Annotated in this window: 25 protein-coding genes and 1 pseudogene; 13 read left to right on the top strand and 13 right to left on the bottom strand. The window is 33.1% G+C overall.

Annotated elements, in window-relative coordinates; all coding sequences use genetic code 11:
* Positions 1-3: 3 nt before the first annotated feature.
* From BUR17_RS12175 to BUR17_RS12155, 5 genes and pseudogenes are all read right to left on the bottom strand, one after another.
* Positions 4-1857, bottom strand: a complete 1854-nt coding sequence (locus BUR17_RS12175) for a KAP family P-loop NTPase fold protein (protein WP_074230639.1) — start codon at positions 1855-1857, stop codon at positions 4-6.
* 231 nt (positions 1858-2088) lie between these two features.
* Positions 2089-2718, bottom strand: a pseudogene (locus BUR17_RS12170) (magnesium chelatase domain-containing protein); the annotation flags it as partial.
* 150 nt (positions 2719-2868) lie between these two features.
* On the bottom strand, positions 2869-5184 hold the full coding sequence (locus BUR17_RS12165; protein WP_084550592.1) for a multicopper oxidase domain-containing protein: 2316 nt from the start codon (positions 5182-5184) through the stop codon (positions 2869-2871).
* Between the two features lie 8 nt (positions 5185-5192).
* Positions 5193-6053, bottom strand: a complete 861-nt coding sequence (locus BUR17_RS12160; protein ID WP_074230638.1) for a DUF3347 domain-containing protein — start codon at positions 6051-6053, stop codon at positions 5193-5195.
* Positions 6054-6285: 232 nt separating this feature from the next.
* Entirely contained in the window at positions 6286-6597 is a 312-nt protein-coding gene (locus tag BUR17_RS12155; protein ID WP_228418718.1) for a hypothetical protein, read from the bottom strand.
* 202 nt (positions 6598-6799) lie between these two features.
* Here BUR17_RS12155 and BUR17_RS12150 point away from each other — a divergent pair, with 202 nt between their 5' ends.
* From BUR17_RS12150 to BUR17_RS12140, 3 genes are all read left to right on the top strand, one after another.
* Positions 6800-7147, top strand: a complete 348-nt coding sequence (locus BUR17_RS12150) for a tRNA-binding protein (protein WP_074230636.1) — start codon at positions 6800-6802, stop codon at positions 7145-7147.
* A 99-nt stretch (positions 7148-7246) separates the two neighbouring features.
* A complete protein-coding gene (locus BUR17_RS12145; RefSeq protein WP_074230635.1) occupies positions 7247-7948 on the top strand; it encodes a 3'-5' exonuclease in 702 nt (233 codons plus the stop codon).
* A 36-nt stretch (positions 7949-7984) separates the two neighbouring features.
* Positions 7985-8311, top strand: a complete 327-nt coding sequence (locus tag BUR17_RS12140; protein ID WP_066677091.1) for an SUF system Fe-S cluster assembly protein — start codon at positions 7985-7987, stop codon at positions 8309-8311.
* A 199-nt stretch (positions 8312-8510) separates the two neighbouring features.
* On the opposite strand, the gene BUR17_RS12135 is transcribed toward BUR17_RS12140, so the two are convergent.
* The 3 genes from BUR17_RS12135 to BUR17_RS12125 form a co-directional block, all read right to left on the bottom strand.
* A complete protein-coding gene (locus BUR17_RS12135) occupies positions 8511-9347 on the bottom strand; it encodes a sulfurtransferase (protein ID WP_074230634.1) in 837 nt (278 codons plus the stop codon).
* Between the two features lie 370 nt (positions 9348-9717).
* Complete coding sequence (locus tag BUR17_RS12130; RefSeq protein ID WP_074230633.1) at positions 9718-10116, bottom strand: OsmC family protein; 399 nt, start codon at positions 10114-10116, stop codon at positions 9718-9720.
* 32 nt (positions 10117-10148) lie between these two features.
* The gene (locus BUR17_RS12125) at positions 10149-10997 is read right to left on the bottom strand and encodes a hydroxymethylglutaryl-CoA lyase (RefSeq protein WP_074230632.1); all 849 of its coding nucleotides are present in this window, start codon (positions 10995-10997) and stop codon (positions 10149-10151) included.
* A 186-nt stretch (positions 10998-11183) separates the two neighbouring features.
* Between BUR17_RS12125 and pepT the strand changes: the two genes are divergently transcribed.
* The 3 genes from pepT (at position 11184) to BUR17_RS12110 (ending at position 13397) form a co-directional block, all read left to right on the top strand.
* On the top strand, positions 11184-12431 hold the full coding sequence (gene pepT, locus BUR17_RS12120) for a peptidase T (RefSeq protein WP_074230631.1): 1248 nt from the start codon (positions 11184-11186) through the stop codon (positions 12429-12431).
* A gap of 3 nt (positions 12432-12434) precedes the next feature.
* A complete protein-coding gene (locus BUR17_RS12115; protein WP_074230630.1) occupies positions 12435-13037 on the top strand; it encodes a hypothetical protein in 603 nt (200 codons plus the stop codon).
* Positions 13038-13154: 117 nt separating this feature from the next.
* Complete coding sequence (locus tag BUR17_RS12110) at positions 13155-13397, top strand: hypothetical protein (protein WP_074230629.1); 243 nt, start codon at positions 13155-13157, stop codon at positions 13395-13397.
* A 223-nt stretch (positions 13398-13620) separates the two neighbouring features.
* On the opposite strand, the gene thiL is transcribed toward BUR17_RS12110, so the two are convergent.
* Together thiL and BUR17_RS12100 are read right to left on the bottom strand one after the other, a co-directional pair.
* On the bottom strand, positions 13621-14685 hold the full coding sequence (gene thiL, locus BUR17_RS12105) for a thiamine-phosphate kinase (RefSeq protein WP_074230628.1): 1065 nt from the start codon (positions 14683-14685) through the stop codon (positions 13621-13623).
* An 88-nt stretch (positions 14686-14773) separates the two neighbouring features.
* A complete protein-coding gene (locus tag BUR17_RS12100) occupies positions 14774-15265 on the bottom strand; it encodes an acyl-CoA thioesterase (RefSeq protein WP_066677105.1) in 492 nt (163 codons plus the stop codon).
* Between the two features lie 272 nt (positions 15266-15537).
* Between BUR17_RS12100 and BUR17_RS12095 the strand changes: the two genes are divergently transcribed.
* Genes BUR17_RS12095 through BUR17_RS12075 form a run of 5 tightly spaced genes read left to right on the top strand, consistent with a single transcriptional unit; the run spans position 15538 to position 19158 of the window.
* Complete coding sequence (locus BUR17_RS12095) at positions 15538-16740, top strand: BaiN/RdsA family NAD(P)/FAD-dependent oxidoreductase (RefSeq protein ID WP_074230627.1); 1203 nt, start codon at positions 15538-15540, stop codon at positions 16738-16740.
* Positions 16741-16753: 13 nt separating this feature from the next.
* Positions 16754-17152 (top strand): energy transducer TonB, encoded by a 399-nt coding sequence (locus tag BUR17_RS12090; RefSeq protein WP_074230626.1) that lies wholly within the window; start codon positions 16754-16756, stop codon positions 17150-17152.
* Positions 17153-17164: 12 nt separating this feature from the next.
* The gene (locus BUR17_RS12085; RefSeq protein ID WP_074230625.1) at positions 17165-17803 is read left to right on the top strand and encodes a DUF2306 domain-containing protein; all 639 of its coding nucleotides are present in this window, start codon (positions 17165-17167) and stop codon (positions 17801-17803) included.
* A 5-nt stretch (positions 17804-17808) separates the two neighbouring features.
* Positions 17809-18729, top strand: coding sequence for a YARHG domain-containing protein (locus BUR17_RS12080; RefSeq protein WP_074230624.1), 921 nt, complete (start codon positions 17809-17811; stop codon positions 18727-18729).
* A 6-nt stretch (positions 18730-18735) separates the two neighbouring features.
* A complete protein-coding gene (locus BUR17_RS12075) occupies positions 18736-19158 on the top strand; it encodes a hypothetical protein (RefSeq protein ID WP_074230623.1) in 423 nt (140 codons plus the stop codon).
* Here BUR17_RS12075 and BUR17_RS12070 read toward each other — a convergent pair.
* The 3 genes from BUR17_RS12070 to BUR17_RS12060 form a co-directional block, all read right to left on the bottom strand.
* Positions 19155-19541, bottom strand: coding sequence for a ribosomal maturation YjgA family protein (locus BUR17_RS12070; protein WP_143747581.1), 387 nt, complete (start codon positions 19539-19541; stop codon positions 19155-19157). The two genes, BUR17_RS12075 and BUR17_RS12070, sit on opposite strands and share 4 nt — an antisense overlap.
* Before the next feature lie 84 nt (positions 19542-19625).
* On the bottom strand, positions 19626-20279 hold the full coding sequence (locus tag BUR17_RS12065) for a thioredoxin family protein (RefSeq protein WP_074230621.1): 654 nt from the start codon (positions 20277-20279) through the stop codon (positions 19626-19628).
* Between the two features lie 2 nt (positions 20280-20281).
* Positions 20282-20779, bottom strand: a complete 498-nt coding sequence (locus tag BUR17_RS12060) for a TlpA family protein disulfide reductase (protein ID WP_228418715.1) — start codon at positions 20777-20779, stop codon at positions 20282-20284.
* Positions 20780-20889: 110 nt separating this feature from the next.
* Here BUR17_RS12060 and BUR17_RS12055 point away from each other — a divergent pair, with 110 nt between their 5' ends.
* Both BUR17_RS12055 and BUR17_RS12050 read left to right on the top strand, forming a co-directional pair.
* A complete protein-coding gene (locus BUR17_RS12055) occupies positions 20890-21309 on the top strand; it encodes an energy transducer TonB (RefSeq protein ID WP_074230620.1) in 420 nt (139 codons plus the stop codon).
* Positions 21310-21392: 83 nt separating this feature from the next.
* On the top strand, positions 21393-21854 hold the full coding sequence (locus BUR17_RS12050; RefSeq protein WP_074230619.1) for an energy transducer TonB: 462 nt from the start codon (positions 21393-21395) through the stop codon (positions 21852-21854).
* Positions 21855-21865 lie beyond the last annotated feature (11 nt).

The raw sequence follows: 21865 nt of genomic DNA, 5'->3' as shown, positions 1-21865 counted from the left end.
TAATTATTTTATTTTTTTTCTAACAATCTTTGCAAAATTTTCATTAGCAGATTTACTCCATATATTAAAAAGATGGTTTAAAGCTTCGGGATTAGAAGTTTTCAATAGCCTTTCAGTAAATGTTATAGCTATTAATGGTAATTTATGGTCTGGATATTTTGTAAGAAAAGTAATGGCTTGTGATTTCAAATCTGATTTTTCCTCACATAAATAAAATAATGCTTTAAAAGCTTTGCTGTCATTAATATTTTCTTCCTGCTTCACCTTTTCTGTCAAAGCTTCAAAAACAGATGCTGCTTCGCTAGAAGATAATGTACTTAGTGATTTTATTGCAGATTTACGAGCTATTTCAGAGTCACCTATTAATCTCCGAATTGTTTCTTGTGCCTTTGGGGTCATACGCTGAAAATTAACTGCACTAATTGTTAATTTATCTCTAGAGAAGTAGAAGTAAGGTTGTAAATTTTCTTTTCCTAATTTAGGTTCACTTTTGATCCACTCAACAATCCAATTATCTTCTAATAATATTTTCTCTTCTGAGCTTGCTTCCTCCCCTTCCGATATATTTTTAGGCTCAGTATTTTCCTGTCCGTAAGTAGTTGTTTCTAATTTATCTATCAGAGCAATAGCACCATTATTCCCTGCTTGAATATCATGAAAATCTGTAAATGTTTCTGGCTTAAAATATTCTAACAACATTAATTTTGCAAGCACCCTTTTCTTTAAATCTATTCCTTTTGCAGAGGCCATGCTAATTCTTATTAACAGGGTATTAAGAAATCTTTTTGCTTGTCTAGGGTTTCCATTTAAACCGGTACTTAAAACTGGTACTATCTGAGAACAAAGAGCAATTGCATCCTCAAATTCATTATTCCCGGTATGAAAAAAATCAGAAATATTATTTTGATCTAAGGCAAAATCAAATCCATTTGTTGATTTAGCCTTTATAACCTCATTTCTTCTCTGTTCAAAATCATCTGTATCTACAGAATATAATTGAGAAAATAACAAGTTAACATATGTTGTTAATTCTATTTTATTTAAAGGGGGAATTCGAATAGGATATTGAATTAACTTTTCTAGATAATCTCTACCTATCTCAAGATTTTCCCCAGCTAATTCCGGAAATCTTCTTTTAACAGCATATTTGATTAATCTTTCATCAGCTCCAATTACAAAAGCCGTTTTCTTCGTAAATAAAAAAAGCTTAATTGCTTCGAGAGTACCTATTATTGTATCAGGAGAACAGCGATCAAGATCATCTATAAATACTATAATTTTGTCTATTTTTGTTTCATCAATAAGTGATTCAAAATTTTTGTGAAATTCCTGGATATTATTTCTCAAACTCTCGTCTGAGTCTTCTATTTCTTTTCCTTGTCTTTCTTTTATATATTTTTCATAATCCCCGTCGCTCATTTTCCCCATTGCATCAGCCAATGACACCCCAGCAAGTCCTACAGGTCCTAATGTTAAAAAACTCATCCCATATTTCAACGATGATCCTGCAACTTTAATCCAATCTATTCTTTTTAATAATTTAGCCGCATATTTAATAGCTTTCTCTGAAAATGTTCGTTTGTTTATTATTTCATCAACAATCCGCCCCATTAATACAGATTTTGCATCTTCATATCCCTCAAATAACCATCCATTAAATTTAATTACCAAAATATTTTCATCATTTTCGTATTTTTTTTCAATCATTTTCATTAAACTAGACTTTCCACTTCCCCAATCTCCATAAATTCCAATACTACAAGGCAATAGATTATCTTTATCAATTATTGTTGTTACTGCTTTCATTAAATAACTATAATCAATATAGTCAGAAAGGGATTCGTTGTCATTCCACATACTTTGTTGATTTATATCAAAATTAATATCTAATCTTTATAACTTTTTACGGTTAACCGTAATTCATGTATTATTTTGAGAAAAATATACAATTATGCTGAAATTCTTAAAAATTAGTGAATAAATATTCAGTAAAAACACGGTATTTCATGTTGCATTAATAAATTATATTATCATGAATGTTATAAGTTTATCATTTTTAGTTGTATATTATCATTTACTTTTGTAATTGACATCCATTGCTCTTTTGGCGGTTTCCTGGCCTTTCACTTCAGAAAAATCAAACGGAAAATTATTGATCTTTTCCTGAAATTCTTTTCTTGTATCTAAAACCACTTTCTCAAGAGGCTTTCCTTCATTAAAAAAATCGATGACTTCTTTGATATTTTCTACGCCATATACATCAAGATTATTGACAATGGCTGCTTCTCTGGTATTTTGTTTCGGTAAAATAATTCCTTTAAATCCTTCTTCACGAGCCTGAATAGCAATTGGAAGTACTCCTTTTATCGGTTGCAAACCTCCGTCAAGTGAAAGCTCGCCCATAATGATATAATCTTGTACATTTTCACCAAGAATCTGGTCAGATGCAATCAGAATTCCGATTGCGATACTCAAGTCGTACGCAGCACCTTCTTTCCGCAAATCTGCGGGCGCCATATTGATTGTGACTTTTTTACCGGGAATTTTATAACCACAATTTTTTAGTGCAGCAGAAATTCTGTAGCTACTTTCTTTAATCGCATTATCGGGAAGACCTACCAAATGATAACCTACTCCTCCTGTATCAACGTTGACTTCAATGGTTATAGTTTGTGCAGATACGCCGAAAATGGAACTTCCATATATTTTAATCAGCATATGTGTTTTTTGTAAAATTAATTATTTTTTCTCATAAGTGTGTGATTAACAGTATTTATTTTTTCACTTTTTATAAAAAATAATTCGGGACAAGAAAATTGCCCCGAATTATTATCTTAAAAAATTGTTTTAAAATTTGATGAAAAATATTTAATATACCAGTGTTATTCCGGCTCCAAACCCCATATCGCTGTCGTAATGCGTCGATAAAGATGCATTTCTTGTAACAATATATTTTAGACCCAACATATATTCTTTATCAGTATTTACTGAAAAAGCACCGCGCAATCTTCGAGTAAGAGGAATATCTTCTCTTCTTAATTGTAACCTTACAATTCCGTCTGTGAAAACTTCTGCCTGAAAGTCGATCAGCATTGGTAAGGTATACAATACACCCGCACTAAGTGTTGCTCTTTGGTCTTTTTTATTTTTTTGTCCGAAAAGATTTTTTTCTAATTCACCAGAACCATGTGAGTCTCTATATCTCCAATCGAAGCCAATAAAAGGCATTAACCACTGCATTTTACCTATATATCTACCAACGTGTGTTTCTATTTCATAACCGTGCATATTGTTGTATCCTAATCTCCATTCTGTACCAATGCTCCATCTTGCATTTTGCAACATCGCCTGTCCGTCGTTACCATTGGTTGCAAAGTCGTTTTCTGCCATAAGATGCCACTCGTTACTTTCGTTTTGTAGCATTTTATATGCTTTTTCTTTATTTGGAAGCTCAGGGTTTTTATAATCTCCCACCGCAAAAACTCTGTTCATTCCTGCCATCATGTGATATAAGATATGACAGTGAAAAAACCAGTCTCCTTCGGTATTGGCTGCAAATTCTATAATATCTGTTTCCATCGGCATGATATCCAATACATTTTTCAATGGAGCTTGAACACCATTTGCGTTGAGTACACGGAAATCAAAACCATGTAAGTGCATCGGATGTCTCATCATAGAGTTGTTGATCAATTTAATTCTTAATATTTCTCCTTTTTTAACCTGTATTTTATCAACTTCAGAAAGTACTTTATTATCCATACTCCATACATAACGGTTCATATTTCCTGTAAGAGTAAGGGTAATATTTTTTATAGAATCTTTTTTCTGCAAAGAAGTATCATAAGGAGATTTTAGCATATTGTAATTTAAGGTTACAATATCAGTATTCCCTACACCGTGCGAAGAATGGTCCATCTTCGTATCTTTACTCATGTCCATTTTTTGAGAATCTTTTGCTTTCTCACCTGTAATTTCAGGATACATCACTGCATTCATATCCATTTTTTGAAGGCTCATTGCCATTCCCATGTCTTTCATATCGCCATTCATCTTCATCATATCGTTCATCATTTTCATTCCTTCAAAATATTTAAGCTTAGGAAGCGGAGCATGAAGTTGCTTGATGCCTTCTCCTACATAAATAGAAACCGATTTTGTTCTGTCTTCTGGAGTTACCAAAAGCTCGTAAGAAGTATTTTTCTCAGGAATTATCACCACAATATCATACGTTTCAGAAACACCTATAATGAGTCGGTCGACCATTACCGGTTCTACATCATTACCATCGTTTGCCACAACTTCTATCTTTCCGCCTGCATAATTGATCCAGAAATAGGACGAAGCACCTCCGTTGGAAATACGAAACCTCACCCTGTCTCCTGCTTTAAATTGAGATAACTGTTGTTCAGAGGTACCATTAATTAAAAATTTATCGTAATAAATATCGCTTACATCCATTGCAAGCATCCGTTTCCATTCGTTGGTCACTTTAGTTCCGAAATGCCCTTCTTTGATGGCTTCCCAATAACTTTGCGTGCTGTTTTTCTTTATCGCAAACCAGTCATTGGCATTATGAAGCATTCTATGTACGTTATTAGGATTGAGATCCGTCCATTCACTTAAAATCAACGGAATTGCAGGAATATCATCAATTCCTTTTCTAAAAGTAGGATCATCATCTCTTTTTTTCAAAATCATCGATCCATACATTCCTATCTGCTCCTGCAAACCTGAATGAGAATGATACCAATGCGTTCCGTGCTGAATAATTGGAAATTTATAAATATAGGTTGAATGTGGCTTAATTCCCATTTGAGTAAGCATAGGAACACCGTCTTCTTTGTTGGGCAACATTAATCCATGCCAATGCAAAGAAGTTTCTTCGTCCATAAGGTTATGTACGATGATTTCCGCAGTATCGCCTTCCGTAAATGTGAGCGTAGGCATAGGAATCTGGCCATTAACCGCAATTGCCCTTTTTACTTTCCCGGTGTAGTTGACCAAAGTATCCTTTACATACAGATGATATGTTACTGTTTTACCACCTGTTAATTTTTTTTCAGGAAAAGGAAGTACTTTTTTGTTCTGAGCGTTCTGAATATTATGCGCAGAATGCTTCTGTGCTTTTACAAAGAAAAAAGAAAATAAAATCCCGATAACTATATATTTAGTTTTTAGCATATTATTCTTTATTTTAAAGTTTCAACAGTACTTCCACATGTAAGCATTTGTGCTCCGTAATATGGGTTTTTAACTGTATTTTCGAGACTTAACCAGTTAGCATCCTGCATTGGGCAATATTGGTAATAAACAGGTGTAGAATGCTTTGAAGTTTTCAGCAATTCATACATATTTTTAGATAATGACTTGAAAGTTTCTCTTTGCTTTTTAACATCCTGCGTTTCAGAAATTGCTTTTGCATCAGTTCCTAAAGTATTCATTACTTTCATCCAAACATCATGCTCTGTAGCCGACAGTTCATTCATTTTTACAGCAGTGATCACATCTGTTAATTCTTTTCCATTTGCAGAGGCAGTTTTAGCATCCGATTTTACAAGAGCATTTTTTAATGAAAAATAAGAATTCTGAACACTTTGCAAAGGCGAACCAACCGGTTTACTTTCCTGAGTCATTGAAGAATGATCCTTCTCGTTTGACATAGAACCTTTCATTGCAGAATGGTCATGTCCGTGCCCATCTGTTGTTGTTGTCTTATTTCTTTTATATTGACAACAAGACGGAAGTTTAGCATACACTTCATCCGGAGCATAAAAAGATTCGCTGTCATATCCAGCATTGGCAATTCTTTTTAAAATTTCCTGTTGGTTTGTTTTTGATGCATCATAAGTCAGAGTTGCCATTTTAGAAGCTTCATCCCAATTTACGGTGGCTACATTTTTCACATTTCCAGATTTCTCGATCTTTGATTTGCACATATCGCAATTTCCTGAGATTTTTACTGTTTCGGTTTTTGCATTTTTAATCTGGGCAGTATATACTAATGATACTAAAAGCATCATAAATGCCATTATTTTTGATATTGATTTCATAATATTTTTTTATTAAAACAATGAGAAGTAATCTTGATTAAATAATGTAGTGTCGCCAAAGTGACCTCATATTTTGTTTTTGAAACAACTAAGTTTGCTTAAAAACAAAACACCACATTACAAATACGTATTACTTATCTATTGTGTAGAAAGAATTAAGTTGAAATAATTGATAAAGTTGAAAACAGAGACGTTTTCAAAAGTGCATAGCTATGGCTATACAATAAAGAGATTATCCTATTTTAGGAATCAGCCAAATGGAATAGAATCCTTTGGAAATATTAGTTTCATAATTTGAGAAAGATGATGTTATATCAACCTTTGCTTTACCAAAAGAGAAATTATTAGAATAAAAAAAAGAAATATTGCTATTGGTGGGGCATTTACACAAAGCATTATTGCAATCATTTCCGCAATGATCTTTTTTGCTTTGCTCATGCGAACATGCATCTTTGCAATCCTCTTTTTTTGATGCAGAAGCGTGTGTTTTTGCTTTCTGCGTTGAAGCATTAGTCATATTACATGCATAAGTTTGAGTGGGCATTAATAAAAATCCCAAACAAACGAAAAACAATATGTAAACACTTCGATGCATCTTCTTGCTAAATTAATATTTTTTTATTTTAAAATAAAATTTTTAACATTTTTTAATCACCATGATCACCCTATTTCTTCAAGCAAAATTTATTTATATTTGTGAATGACCTTCTTTTAAGGATTTAAGAAAAAGAAAAAAGCACTCTATTATGGTAATAAAACCTGAAATATCTTGGGCAGATTTTGATAAATTAGACATTCGATGCGGTACCATTATTTCCGTGAATGATTTTGAAAAAGCAAGAAACCCTTCTTATCAACTTGAGATTGATTTTGGAGATTTAGGTACCAGAAAATCTGCAGCACAAATCACTACCCTTTACAGCAAAGAAGATTTGGTTGGAAAACAAATTTTAGCTGTCGTTAATTTTCCAAAAAAACAGATTGCCAATTTTTTCAGCGAATGTCTGGTTTTAGGAGTTTATGGTGAAGATGCAAAAGATGTAACCCTTCTTTCACCGTCTCTTCCGGCAAAAAACGGATTGCAGGTCGGATAAATTTCTTGAAAAAATGTAAAACTAAAGGTTTTTTGAAACCCATTAGGTTTGAATGTGATAATAAAATTTAGTTTTTAAAATAATTAATCAAACACAGATATGATACAAAACATTCCATTAGAAAAAGTCTTATTTCTTGATATTGAAACCGTTCCCAACTCTGGTTCTTGGGAGGAGTTGTCTGAAACCGAACAAAAACTTTGGGATAAAAAAACAAGGTTTCAAAGAAAAGATGAGATTTCTGCAGAAGATTTTTACGACAAAGCCGGAATTATGGCAGAGTTTGGAAAAATTATCTGCATTACAATTGGAATGCTTGAGAAAAATGACACCTTAAGAATCAAAAGCTTTGCGGATGATGATGAAAAGAAAATGTTGAATGAATTTGGCGAACTTTTTAACAGCCCAAGATTGCGTGATGTGATTCTCTGCGCTCATAACGGAAAAGAATTTGATTTCCCGTGGATTGCAAGACGATTTCTCATCAATGGAATGATGCCCCCTACTCCATTCCAAATGTTTGGAAAGAAACCTTGGGAAATTCCGCATATCGACACCATGGAACTGTGGAAATTCGGAGATTATAAAAGCTATGTTTCATTAGAATTATTAGCTCATGTTTTCGGAATTCCTACGCCGAAAGACGACATCGACGGATCAATGGTTTCATCAATCTACTACATAGAAAAAGACTTGCAACGAATAGTTGACTATTGTGAAAAAGATGTCTTAACTTTGGCCAATATTTTCAGACGGATGCGTCAGGAAGATTTATTAAAAAGAAATATCAATTTAGATTAAATAAAATGCCGCTTAAACGGTAGTTAAAACGATAAAATGAAATTTACAGACGATCAGATTGCCGATATAGGAGAAGAAATTATAAGAATATTAAAAACCGTTTATGACCCGGAAATTCCGGTGGATATTTATGAATTGGGGTTGATTTACGATGTACAGATCTCTGATGAAGCTGATGTAAAAATTATTATGACTTTAACGACTCCTAATTGTCCGGTTGCAGAAACTTTACCACAGGAAGTAAAAGATAAAGTAAAAACAGTGGAAAACGTAAACGAAGTTGAATTGGAACTTACTTTTGAGCCAAGCTGGAACAAAGATATGATGAGCGAAGAGGCTAAATTCGAGTTGGGAATGCTGTAATTTAAAGCTTGGAAGATGGAAGTTTGATGCTGGAAGTTTTTTAAAGCTCAGCAACCAAATTACCACTCTCCATTAAAATAACATAAGAGCTGTCAATATTTTTGGCAGCTTTTTATTTTCAACAAACTTTATCTCTATCTTTTTAATATATGTTTGTCATTCTGTAGGAATCTCAACAACGTTTTTAATTTATAATAGCTTAGATTTCTTTTGCAATCTCTTTCCCCTCTCTTCTACTCCATTCACTCCAGGAACCAACGTATAAATTTGGAATTTCAAATCCGGCATAAGCAAGCGCCAAAATTGTGTGACAAGCAGTAACTCCTGAACCACAATGAATGATTAATTTTTCAGGTTTATTTTCTAATAATTTTAAATACTTTTCTTTTAAAACTTCAGGCTTCAAAAAGTTTCCGTTTTCCTCTAAATTTTCAGAAAAAGGAATATTAATCGCTCCCGGAATATGACCTGCAACTAAATCGATCGGTTCAGACTCACCTTTATAACGATAAGCATCTCTTACATCAATTACAGCTAAAGACTCGTTTGTTAACTCATTTTCAACATCTTCCAGACTTGAAACAGGCAGAAGCCAATGTTTTTTTGTAATGATTTCAGATTTTTCAAAAGCTTCTTTTCCCGATGAAAAATCCAAATTTTCTTTTTGAGCTGCCTGAATTCCACCATCTAAAACCTGTACGTTTTTCAGCCCAAAAGATTTCAACATCCACCAAGCTCTGGCTGCAGCATTTGCTCCGTTTTTATCATCATAAATGACAACATGAGAATCTTCTGAAATTCCCAAACGGGAAACGGTTTCGGCAAAATTTTGAATATTTGGAAGCGGATGTCTTCCTCCAAAAGCTGCATCTTCAACAATTTCTGCTAAATCTTTATCTAAATCTATGAATTTTGCTTTCTTGAGATGTTGATTCAGATAGTTTTGATAACTGTCTTTTCCGGTTCGTACATCAAGAATAATAAGTTTTTCAGCAGAAAGTCCTTTTAATTGTTTTGGTGAAATTATAGGAAGCATGGATGTTTATTTTAATTTAAATTTTCTCGCAGATTAATTTACGTGAATCCAATTTAAGCTGTAAAAATAAACCACTTATTGTGAAGTTGTTATGCATTTAACGCAAAGATTAATTTTTGCAAATCTTATTTTTAAGGAGCAAAGATGAATCAATACATTGATTTTATGAAGCTCTCGTTTTATTCAAGCTTCATCAGCGACTTTGTCGCCATTCTTTGCTCCTTAAAATAATAGCTTAATAATTAAAATCTTTGCGTGATAAAAGATTTTAATTAATTTCTTATTCCAAACTCAAGCTAATTTAGGATTTCAAATTTGCAAAAGCCGCATAAGCTAAAAATAAAAAACCGCAGAAATTCTGAGGTTTTGTTTATTGATAAATGAAAATCATTGTCTGTACAAGTTCTGGATGAAGGCTTTTTGCAACCGGGCAATTATGAGCGGTTTCCTCAATAAAAGCTTTCTCTTCATCAGAATATTGATTTGAAAAAACAAAATTACAAACAATCTCACCAATTCTTCTTGGCTCGGTTTTCATAATTTTCTGAAGCGTACAGTAAGCTCCGTCAATATTTATTTTGTCTTTCCCTAAAATGGCAATGGTTGTCAATGCACATTCCGCTAAAGAAGTCGCACAAAGATCTGTAGGCGAAAACTTTTCACCTTTTCCGTGGTTATCGGTTGGCGCATCACTTTCGATGATGGTTCCAGATTGTAAATGTTCTGCTGAACATCTTAAACCTCCTATGTATGTTATTTTTGATGTCATATATTTTTATTAAAAATGAGGAGACGATGTCTCTAGAAATGAAAAATATCTTTCGCCCTGTTATAAGAACTTTCGAAATTCAATAAGTTTAAATTGTGTTGCGCTTTTTCTACGCTCATAAAATTGATTACTTGCTCTGTCGGCATATTTCCTACCAAATCATCTTTTGCCATCGGACAACCGCCAATTCCTTTGATAGCAGAATCATATCTCCTGCAACCTTTATCATAAGCTGCTTTCAGTTTAGAATAAGATTCTTCATAACGGTTATGAAAATGTGCTCCAAAATCTATTTCAGGATATTTCGATGGAATTTTTTCAAACAATAAAGCAATCGTTTTCGGTGTTGCTACTCCGGTTGTATCTGAAAGAAGGATATTTTTAATTCCTATTTCTGAAAATCTATTCGCCCAAAAGTCTACATCTTCCCATTTCCACATTTCACCATACGGATTTCCGAATGCCATTGAAAAGTAAATATTCAGTTCTTTTCCTTCAGTTTTGGTGAGCTCAACCATTTTTACAATATCATCAAAAGCTTCCTCCTGATTTTTATTGGTATTTCTGTGCTGAAAAGTTTCAGAAATGGAAAATGGAAAACCCAAAATATCTACAGATTGATGCTTCAACGCTTTTTCAGCACCTCTATAATTGGCAATAATTGCAGAAACTTTGGTATTAGACAAAGATTTATCGATATTCTCGGCAACCTCAGCAGAATCTGCCATTTGCGGAATTGCTTTCGGAGAGACAAAACTCAGGCAATCAAGCACATCAAAACCTACTTCCATCAGTGAATTGATGTAATCTATTTTTTTATCAGTCGGGATAAACTCATCCCAACCCTGCATCGCATCTCTAGGGCATTCTGTAAGAAACATTTTACTTTTGATTTTCTCAAATATAATAAAACTAAACTATTTAGTTCTCGCTTCCAACAAAGCTAATATTAAATTGATTATCAATAATTTATTTCCGATTTAAAATTTCAATACAATACATTCATCAACAAATAACCTGTTCTGAGCCTCAAATTTGCTAACTTTGTTAAAATTTATAATATCAAAATGAGTACAATAGAATTCAACTCGATGTGGAGAGAAAAACTGCTGAACCGTTTTCTCAGCTATGTAAAAATATATTCAACAAGTGACGCTGAAAGCGAAACCACTCCTTCAACAGAAAGGCAATGGGACATCGCCAATTATATCACTGAAGAACTGAAAACAATTGGTCTGGAAGATGTTTCTATTGACGAGCATGGTTACATTATGGGATATGTTCCATCTAATTTGGAAAACGACAATCAGCCGACGATAGGATTTATTTCTCATTATGATACTTCACCGGATTTCAGTGGTGAAAATGTAAAACCTCAGGTTTGGGAAAATTATCAGGGAGAAGATTTGATTCTGAATAAAGAAACAAATTTCACTTTATCTCCTTCAAAATTTGAAAGTTTAAAAAAATATATCGGTCAGACTGTAATTACAACTGACGGAAATACCCTTCTTGGAGCAGATGACAAAGCAGGTTGCGCTGAAATTGTAACTGCTGTAGAATATCTTATTGCCAATCCAGAAATCAAACACGGAAGAATTGCTGTAGGATTTACACCGGATGAAGAAATCGGAAGAGGAGCACATAAATTTGATGTAGCAAAATTCGGAGCTGAATTCGCTTATACAATGGATGGCGGAGAAGTTGGAGAATTGGAATATGAAAATTTCAATGCAGCCGGAGCGGTTGTAAAAATCCACGGATTGAGTGTGCACCCTGGTTATGCTTTTGGAAAAATGGTGAACGCAAGTCTTTTGGCAGCAGAATTTATCCAATCTCTTCCAGCAAATGAAACACCTTCAACGACAAAAGGTTTTGACGGATTTTATCATTTAATGGATGTAACTTCTGATGTTTCAGAATGTAAGCTTCAATATATCATTCGTGATCATGACGAAGAGAAATTTGAGGCTAGAAAAAAATTCATGGAAGAAAAAGTGGCAGAATTTAATCAAAAACATGGCGAAAAAACGGCTGAAGTGGAGATTAAAGAACAATACCGCAACATGAAGCAGCAATTTGAAGGTAAAATGCACATCGTAGATCTTGCTGCAAAAGCAATGAAAGAAGCTGGAATTGAGCCTAAAATTAAAGCAATTAGAGGTGGAACAGACGGAGCGCAATTATCTTATATGGGATTGCCTTGTCCGAATATTTTTGCCGGCGGGATCAACTTCCACGGACCTTATGAGTATGTTGCTTTGGAAAGTATGATGAAAGCTACTAAGGTGATTATAAATATTGTGAAAGCTTAATTTATGAAAAAGATTTCGGTTTTATTTTTTCTGATTTCTTTTTTATTCGGCTATTCTCAGGTAGAAGAATTTAAAACAGCGGATGACATTTATAATAAAAAAATGAAGACTCTTCTTAAGAAATTCCCGAAAGAATCGATTGAAAGATTCAAGCAGGAAAAAGTTCTTTTAGATGAAAAAATTCTATCCTATAAAAAAACTTTAGAAAAAATAAATATAGAAGAGCAGAAAGGAATTACGGAATATCCGGCTCCTTCAGTTCCTCCTGTAACAAAGCGACCGGAATTTGAATTGGGAGAAAGTCAATTTAAAGCTCTTTTATTCTCTGCTTATGCGGACAATATATCATCGTTAAATTATAATATTTCAAGTCCTACTTATACTGCAAGATTAACTTGTGCTGTAGATTCAAAAGGATATGTATATGATGTGCGGGTAAAAGGTAAAAATACCAACATTAATACTTTTATACTGGCTGCATTTTATAGAATAAAAGATAAAGGAAAATGGAAACCTGCTGAGATTAACGGGCAACCTATTTTATATGGTTTTTCTTATCCCATAACATTAAAATTTCAAGAAGCAGAATCTGATTTTACAGAATAAAATAAAAACCCATTGCAATTGCGATGGGTTTTTATTTTTACCGAAGATTAGGATTAATTTTTTATCTTTAAACAATGTAAGTATTTACCTCTTAACCCAATACAAAACTTTTAATTTATGAAAAACATTAAAAAACTTCTGAGAAAAGATTTATCGACTATTCTTGGCAGAGCCGGATCTGGTTGCCATACAAATGGAGATTCCGCTTATTGCTGGACCGATTGCGAATGTACTTTTGGAAAAGCATGCGAAATGAATGATGACGGAAATCCGGGACAATGCGTCGCTGTTGGAGGCGGTGGTGGTGGAACACCTTATTGTCCTCCCGGTGATGACAGATGTACCGAACAACCTTTTTAAAACTATAAAATCTCTGCAAAACTGCAGAGATTTTTTTATAGAATATCCGCTTAGTGATATCTGAATTTATTTTTAAATCTAAACAACTCCTTTTTCTTTAAGAGAAAAATATCCAACAGTAATATTGAGCATTTAAGTCATTTTTTTTCATCCATCTGTCAATATTAAACAAAAAAACCACTACAAAAAAATGCAGTGGCTTCACAATATTTAAAATTAAATTTTAATCGTTGTACTGGTTTCCTAAAAAAGCATCCCAACCTTGCGCCGTTAAAGCGACCAATTGATTAGACCCTCTTGCCACCATAAAATTGCCTTCTTCTTTTTCAACCGCATGACCGATAATGGTAAAATCCGGGTGATTTTTTATTTTATCAAAATCTTCTGAAGCAATCGTGAATAACAGTTCATAATCTTCACCACCGCTTAACGCCGTCATTACAGGATTTAAATTCAATTCATCAGCAGTTGTAATCGTTAAATTATCCATCGGAATTTTCTCTTCATACAATCTGAAACCAACTTTTGACTGGTCAGAAAGATGCAGAATTTCCGAAGCCAAACCGTCTGAAATATCGATCATTGACGTCGGTTTGATATCTAATTGTTCTAAGACACCTTTCACATCAGTTCTTGCTTCTGGTTTCAATTGTCTTTCTAAAATATAGTCGCAACCTTCCATTTCAGGCTGCATATTTGGATCAGCTAAGAAAACAGCATGCTCTCTTTCCAAAATCTGAAGTCCCATATAAGCTCCACCTAAATCTCCGGTTACCACCAATAAATCATTTGGTTTTGCACCGCTTCTTTTAACAATATTTTCTTCATTTTCAATTCCGACTGCGGTTATGCTCATCACCAAACCGGCATTCGAACTTGTTGTGTCTCCGCCAATTAAGTCCACTTTATACCTTCCGCAAGCCGCCTGAATTCCTGAATATAATTCTTCTAAAGCTTCTACGGGAAAACGGTTTGAAACTGCTAGAGAAACCAAAATCTGTGTTGGTGTTGCATTCATTGCTGCAATATCACTTAGATTCACAACAACAGCTTTGTAACCTAAATGTTTCAATGGAACATATCCTAAATTGAAATGAACTCCTTCCGCCAAAACATCGGTGGTTAAAACAACCCTCTTGTTCCCGGAATTGATCACTGCAGCATCATCTCCTACGCCAAGTTCCGAAGACTCATTGGATAAAGGAAAAAATTCCGTTAAATGTTTAATTAAACCAAACTCTCCCAATTTTGAGATCGGTGTTAATTCTTGTTCTTTATCTTCAAACATAAATTTTATTATAAGTGATGATTGATAAATGATAAATGATTTTGAATACTTCTTAGGTTATCAAACATCATTTATCTCTTATCATTTATTAGTTAAATGTTGCCGGGTCAATATTTTCCGGACGGAAAGGAAGCTTTTTAAAATCTTCTCTCGTCATCAATATTGTTTCGGCAGTTTTATATTTATTCATTGCTTCTACCACATCGTCCGGTGGAGAAGTCATTTTTCTCAACATCGTATCGATCCAGACACCGGTTGCTTCAGAAGTCGCACAATGTGAACCATCAGGAAGATAGAATTTATGAACGAAACGATAGATCGCTGCATCTTCTGCGCATCCATCAATTTCAAGGCTTACAATTACCTTTTGATCAGCAAAAATTTCCTTGAAAAAAGAAAATCGCTCATGCATAATTACAGGCCCAATTCCCCATCGGCTCATTTGAGTAACACCCATTTTTTCCTTTTTCATAAAAGCCATTCTGGTTTGCGCACAATATTGCACGTAAGATGAGTTGGCCAAGTGTTTATTTGCGTCTAAGTCGCTCCAGCGAACTTCGAATGTATGGTAAAAAGTCATTTAAGTTTGTTTTAAAAGTGAACTATTGAACATTAACCATTCAAACTACGTACGTAATGTTTGTCATTCCGTAGGAATCTAAACAACATTACTTAAATCAGTTGAGATTCCTGCGGAATGACAAACTAGATAAATAATGAGGATAATACTTATTATGGTTAATAATTTCGTTTAAAAATTCAAAAATTATAATCCCCAAAATTACTCAAATAAGATGGTTTATAAAAATTGTAGTTTTGCAAAAATAATCTTCAGCATAAGATTAAATAATTATGAAGCAAATTATCATTATCGGAGGTGGTGCAGCAGGATTTTTCTGTGCTGCAAATCTTGACGAAAAGAAATATAAAGTTACCATTCTTGAGCAGAATTCAGATGTTTTGCAAAAAGTAAAAATTTCCGGAGGTGGAAGATGTAATGTAAGTCATGCCTGTTTTGATCCTAAAGAATTAGTGCAGTTTTATCCTCGTGGAAACAAAGAGTTACTGAGCGTTTTCACCAAATTTCAACCGGGAGATACCATGGAATGGTTCGAAAATCGGAAAATTCCGTTGAAGATAGAAAAAGATAACAGGATCTTCCCTGAAAGCAATTCTTCGCAGACGATTATTAATACTTTTTTACATGAAATTCAGCAGAAAAATGTTGAAGTTAAAACGAAATGTTCAGTCAAAGAAATTGAAAAATTAGATGAAAAATATTTAGTTAAAACAAGTTTAGGGGATTTTGAAGCAGATTTTGTGATTTACACAACCGGAAGTTCACCAAAGTCTTTAAAAATGATTGAAAATTTAGGACATAAGATCATAGACTTGGTTCCTTCCCTATTTACATTTAATATTAAAGATGATTTGCTGAAAGATCTTTTAGGAACAAGTTTTGAAATGGCAGAAACCTCTATTCCAAAATTAAAAACTGAAGAAAGCGGACCGCTATTGATTACGCATTGGGGACTTTCAGGACCTGCAATTCTGAAAATTTCGGCTTGGGAAGCCATTAATCTGGCGAAAGTAAAATACAATTTTGAAGTTCAGGTGAATTTTATTTCAAAAGACATTGATGATGCGGAAGAATTATTTCAAAATTTCAAACAGTCAAATCCTAAAAAATCTATCGGACAGTCTAAGATTTTTGATGTGACCAATCGTTTTTGGCAGAGAATTCTGGAGGTTTCAAAAGTTGATTTGAATAAACAAATTGCGAATATTTCAGGAAAAGAGATACAGACAATTCTTGAAAATTTATGTAAAAAGAAGTTTCAGGTTACAGGAAAATCGACTTTTAAGGATGAGTTTGTAACTGCAGGAGGTGTAGATTTAAAAGAAATTAATTTTAAAAATATGTCTTCGAAAATTTTGCCTAACTTTTACATTGCCGGAGAAGTTCTGAATATTGACGCTGTAACTGGTGGATTTAATTTTCAGGCATGTTGGAGTGAAGCGTGGCTGATTGCACAAGACTTAAATAATTTATAAATAAAAACATATCATGAAAAAACTATTTGTATTTCTTGTACTAATTAGTTCTGTAAAAATTTTCTCACAAGAACAAAATACATCATCTACTGAACAATTTGGAAATATCGAAAAATCTAAAGAGTTTCCAATTTATCCAGGAGGAATTAATGTTTTCAAAATGAACTTTGCTAAAATGATTGATTGGGATAAGGTAAATGCTAAAGGTGCAGTTAAATCCGAAGCTCAATTAATAATTTCTGAAGATGGTGATGTTGTAGATATAAATATTATAGGAGACAATAAGTCTTTAAATAAAGAAATGGAACGTGTAGCAAAGCGTATGTCCAAAACAAAATGGATTCCTGCTAAAATTGATGGAAAACCAGTAAAATTCAGATTTAAACTACCTATTACAATGAATTTTGATTAATTAGAAATAAAAATGCTTTCAATTAAAAGAAATATTCCTAACGTTGTAAAAATCCTTCTTATCATAGGATTCGGATATTTCTTTTGGCTCATGCTGAAAATAACTTTAGAGTATATTCCTTTAGATACCAATGTGAGTTTTTTAATGATTAAACAAACTGAAGTAGAACAAAGACCGGAATATCTTTATTTCTTTTACACCCATGTTTACACAAGCATTTTTGTTTTATTAGCTGGTTTTTTAGCTATTCTCAGAAAAGATTTCGCAGTAAAAAACTTTCACAGAAACACAGGTAAAATTTATATTTTTTTGATTTTACTATTTGCTGCACCTTCAGGAATTTATATGGGAGTTTTTGCAAATGGTGGATTTTTATCAAAAATCTCTTTTGTCATTTTAGGCTGTTTTTGGTGGTTTAGTACGTTTAAAGCTTTTCAATTAGCCAGACAGAGAAAATTTAAAGAACACAAACAATGGATGTGGCGAAGTTTTGCACTCACAATTTCTGCCATCACTTTGAGAATGTGGAAAGTAATTATTGTATATTTATTCCACCCAAATCCAATGGATGTTTACCAAATCATCGCTTGGTTGGGCTGGATTCCAAACATTTTATTAATTGAATATTTAATCACAAAAAAGCACATTTAATTTATATGAAAATTTTAAAATTTACTGTAATCACACTTTTTACCATCAGTTTAATAAGCTGTAAAAAAGAAGCAACAACCGAAGAAAAACCTAAAGACAGTTTAACTGCAAAAAAAGATTCTGTGGCAATCCCAGAAGTTCATAAAGAATATTACGGAATTTACACCGGAGAATTTGCAGGTAAAGGAGAGCTTTATGACAACGAAACCGAAGAATATTACGAAGGAACAGATTATAAAAGGCTTTCATTAAAAATCAACCGAATTACTCAGGATTCTGTGTACGGACAAAGTATTGTGAACGGAACTCAGCGTCCTTTTCGTGGAGTTTTCAATGAGCAATCTCAATCTTTTGTTTTGGATGAACCAGGCAATGACAAAACCGACGGACGGTTTGAAATTAAACTGAAAAACGACAGCATCACGGGAAAGTGGACCGCTTTTAATAAATCTGCCGTAAAAGCTCCTTTAAAAAACTTAAAACTGATCAAAAAAGAGTTCGTTTACAATCCGAATTTTATGCTGGATGAAAACTCTGAATTGATCGATTGGGAAAACCCTAAAGATTTTAAAGAAAAATATACCGACGAAGAAACCGGAAAAACAGAAACTTATACCACTTCAAAAAATAGAATCGCCTCTGATGCGGTTTTCAAAATCAATGCTTCTAAACAGAAACTGAACGAAAAAGACTTGAAAAATCTAAGAAAACTGGATATGGAGATCATTAAAAACTCTGTTTTTGCAAGACATGGCTATTCCTTCAAAAAACAAACTTATAGAAACTTCTTTGAGCAAACCGATTGGTATATCCCTGTTTCCAATAATGTTGACAGCGAATTATCACCTATGGAAAAAGACAATGTAGCTTTGCTGAACCGTTTCATCAAGTATGCTGAAGATAAATATGACCAATTTGGAAGATAAACGATTATGAAAAAATATTTTGCATTTTTACTGATTTTATTTTGTCTAATTTCTATCGATGCTCAAAAAGATTCCATACAATCTCCTGATGTAAAAGTAGGTTCTGATTATGGAAAAAAGGCATCTTTAGATAAAACTCCTGAATTTCCGGGAGGGCATGCTGCATTTATGAAGCTGATTATAGGTAATTTCAACACTTCCAAATTAGCAAGGCAGAACATTGCAAAAGCAAGAGCAATTGCTGTGTTTGATATTGATAAAGAAGGAAATATGATTGATCTGAGAATGGAATCTTATGACAATGAAGCCGTAAAAACAGAGTTTCTAAGTGCGCTCAACAAAATAAAAACAAAGTGGATTCCCGGTGAACAAAATGGTGAGAAAGTAAAAATGCGTATGCGACAACCTCTTCAGTTTAATTTAGATTAATTGTCTTCATTTTTTGGTTTGAATTTTGTGAAAACATATAAAATTAAGCAACCAACTCCATAACACAAAATATCAATCCACGAGAAAGAATTTCCGATTACGATATACATCAGGCTTCCCGGTTGGAAGCCTAATTTATCTGCTACATGGAAAAATTGAGCAAACTCAACCAGACATGAAAAAGCAAAAATCCCGATGATTAACTTTGTTTCGTTGATGATGACAAAACTTTTCACAAAAGTATACAGCAACATCACCACAATCACATCTCCCAGATAAGCTCTGATAAAGAATTGATCTTTTAAAACCGTTGCAATTAAAACTTCAACAAGAAAGATAAGGATGGTTAAAAGGAAATATTTTGCGCTAAATTTAAATTTCATCATGATTAATTTGGGCTAAGTCTTTATAAAAAAGAGCAGACTAAAAGCCTGCCCAATATCTCAATTTAATTTTAAAAAATAAAATTATTTTTTCACTTTTATTGTACAGCCTATCGCTACTGTTTTAGCATTTGCAATTAGTTTTCCGCTCAATAAAGCATCCATTGCATCTTGTACATAATGCTCTGAAACATCATTAGGATCATCATAATTATTGTCGATGGCTCCAATATATTTTACAATATTTTTCGCACCTTCTTTCTGAAGAATAAAAACGTGCGGCGTTTTTGTGGCGCCATATTGAGGATAAACTTTCTGTCCTTCATCTACCAAATAAGGGAATGTAAAGCCTTTTTCTTTGGCTCTTGTGATCATTTGTTGAAACCCATCTTCCGGCTGCACATTTGGATCATTCGGGTTAATTGCGATCACAGGATAACCAGCTTCTTTATATTTTTTATCAAGCGCAACAATTCTGTCTTCATATTTTTTTGCATACGGACAATGATTACAGGTAAAAACCACAATAAAACCTTTTGCCTTTTTAAAATCGCTCAACGAAACCATTTTTCCGTCGATATTTTTAAGCTTAAAATCGGCAGCGGTATCGCCAACTTCATAGCCTTTTGAAGAACTTGCTTTTTGCTTCGGCTCTTCATTATTTTTATTGATTGTCGTAAAGCTTAGTAAACTTAAGCCTATTATTGCAGCAGCAACTAATGTTTTAATATTTTTCATGTTTATAGATTTTTTGTGATTACGTTTTCCAATTCGACTTTTGTCATTTCTCCATCGTTAAAATGTACTTTTTCTGAGTTTTTATAGACAATAGTAACAGGAATGTTTCCGTCCCAGTTTTTTTCAAATCGGGGAATCCAGGTGTTCATTCTTTTAATATCATCAAGGAGAATAACTTCTGCGGTAAGTTTCTTGTTTTTAATAAATTGTACTACACGCTCTTTATCTTTTGGGCGATCTAAAGACACCAAAAGCATTTTAAATTTAGGATTGTCTTTATATTTATTATTAACCTCCATAAAATCCGGAAGTTCCTTCACACAAGGAGCACAAGTCGTAGACCAGAAATTCAGAACCAGTAGAACGTCTTTTTCCTCTTGAATTTTCTTTTCGAGTACTTCATATTTAATCATAGGAACATCATTTACAATAATTTGCTCCTGTGAAAAATAAAAAGACATACTGAAAATCAATGCACTGAAACTCAAAATTTTCTTCATACTCAAAATTAACTAATGAATTTGAAAGCCAGCAGAATAGAGTTGTTAAACTTTGTTAATTAATCAAATACAATTAAATTTAAGAGTCTTATTTTTGCTAAAATTAAACGATGAAAAAACTTATTTTATTTTCGGCATTACTATTTGGCTATTTCATACAAGCTCAGGAAGTTGCAGGAACAACTGATTTAGAAGAATTGGATTTACGTAAAAATAAAACCGATATTTATAATGCTGTGGAAAAACCAGCTTACTTTCCCAAAGGCTCACTTGTTTTCAGACAAAAGTTTGCAAAAAAATTCAAAGAAAAAAACGTTATCAGTAAAGGAAGAGAAAAATGTGAACTTACTTTTGTCATTGAAAGAGATGGCACTCTTACGGACATTAAAGCTTCTGGAACTAATGAAAGTTTCAATAACGAAGCTATTCGAGCGGTTTCTAAAATTAAAGACAAATGGATTCCTGCAGAAATTGACGGTTACAAAGTAAGATATCGTTTTAGATTACCTCTTACTATAAACTTTGAATAATTGGTATTAAGTTTGATTCTCTCAATTTATTAAACAATACCTCTGATTATACTTCAGAATCAGTATTATAAAAATTAAATTGAATGAAAAAAGCTATTCTCTTACTTGGTATTTTTTTCAATTTTTTTGTTTTTGCGCAGGAAACTGATGCGAAAAATCCTGTTCGGAATACCATTTTCGACGTTTTAGCTTTGCCTGATTACAATATTATTAAAAACAAATTAGATCTAAAACAAGTCGTTACAAAAGCAGATAGTCTTCCTGAATTTCCTGGTGGAATGAATGCTTTTAAAAGAAAATATTTCGAAAATATTGAAACTTTAGACCTTAAACAAAACGAAAAAGTAGATACAAGACTCTATTTTATCGTTGAAAAAAACGGATACGTAAGAAACGTTACTGCTGTTGCAAAAAACAAAAAACACGCAGAAGCGGCAGAACAGGGAGTAAGAAAGATTTTTGCCCGCTGGAAACCCGCAAAAATCAATGGTGAACCTGTACGTTACTTATTTTATTTTCCTTTGACGAGTAAAAAGTATAATTAAATTAGGATACT

It is taken from the genome of Chryseobacterium scophthalmum, from assembly GCF_900143185.1.
GTDB classification, from domain to species: Bacteria; Bacteroidota; Bacteroidia; order Flavobacteriales; family Weeksellaceae; genus Chryseobacterium; species Chryseobacterium scophthalmum.
Note: the sequence above shows the minus strand (reverse complement) of the source record. Positions and strands in the feature narration are given on the sequence as shown.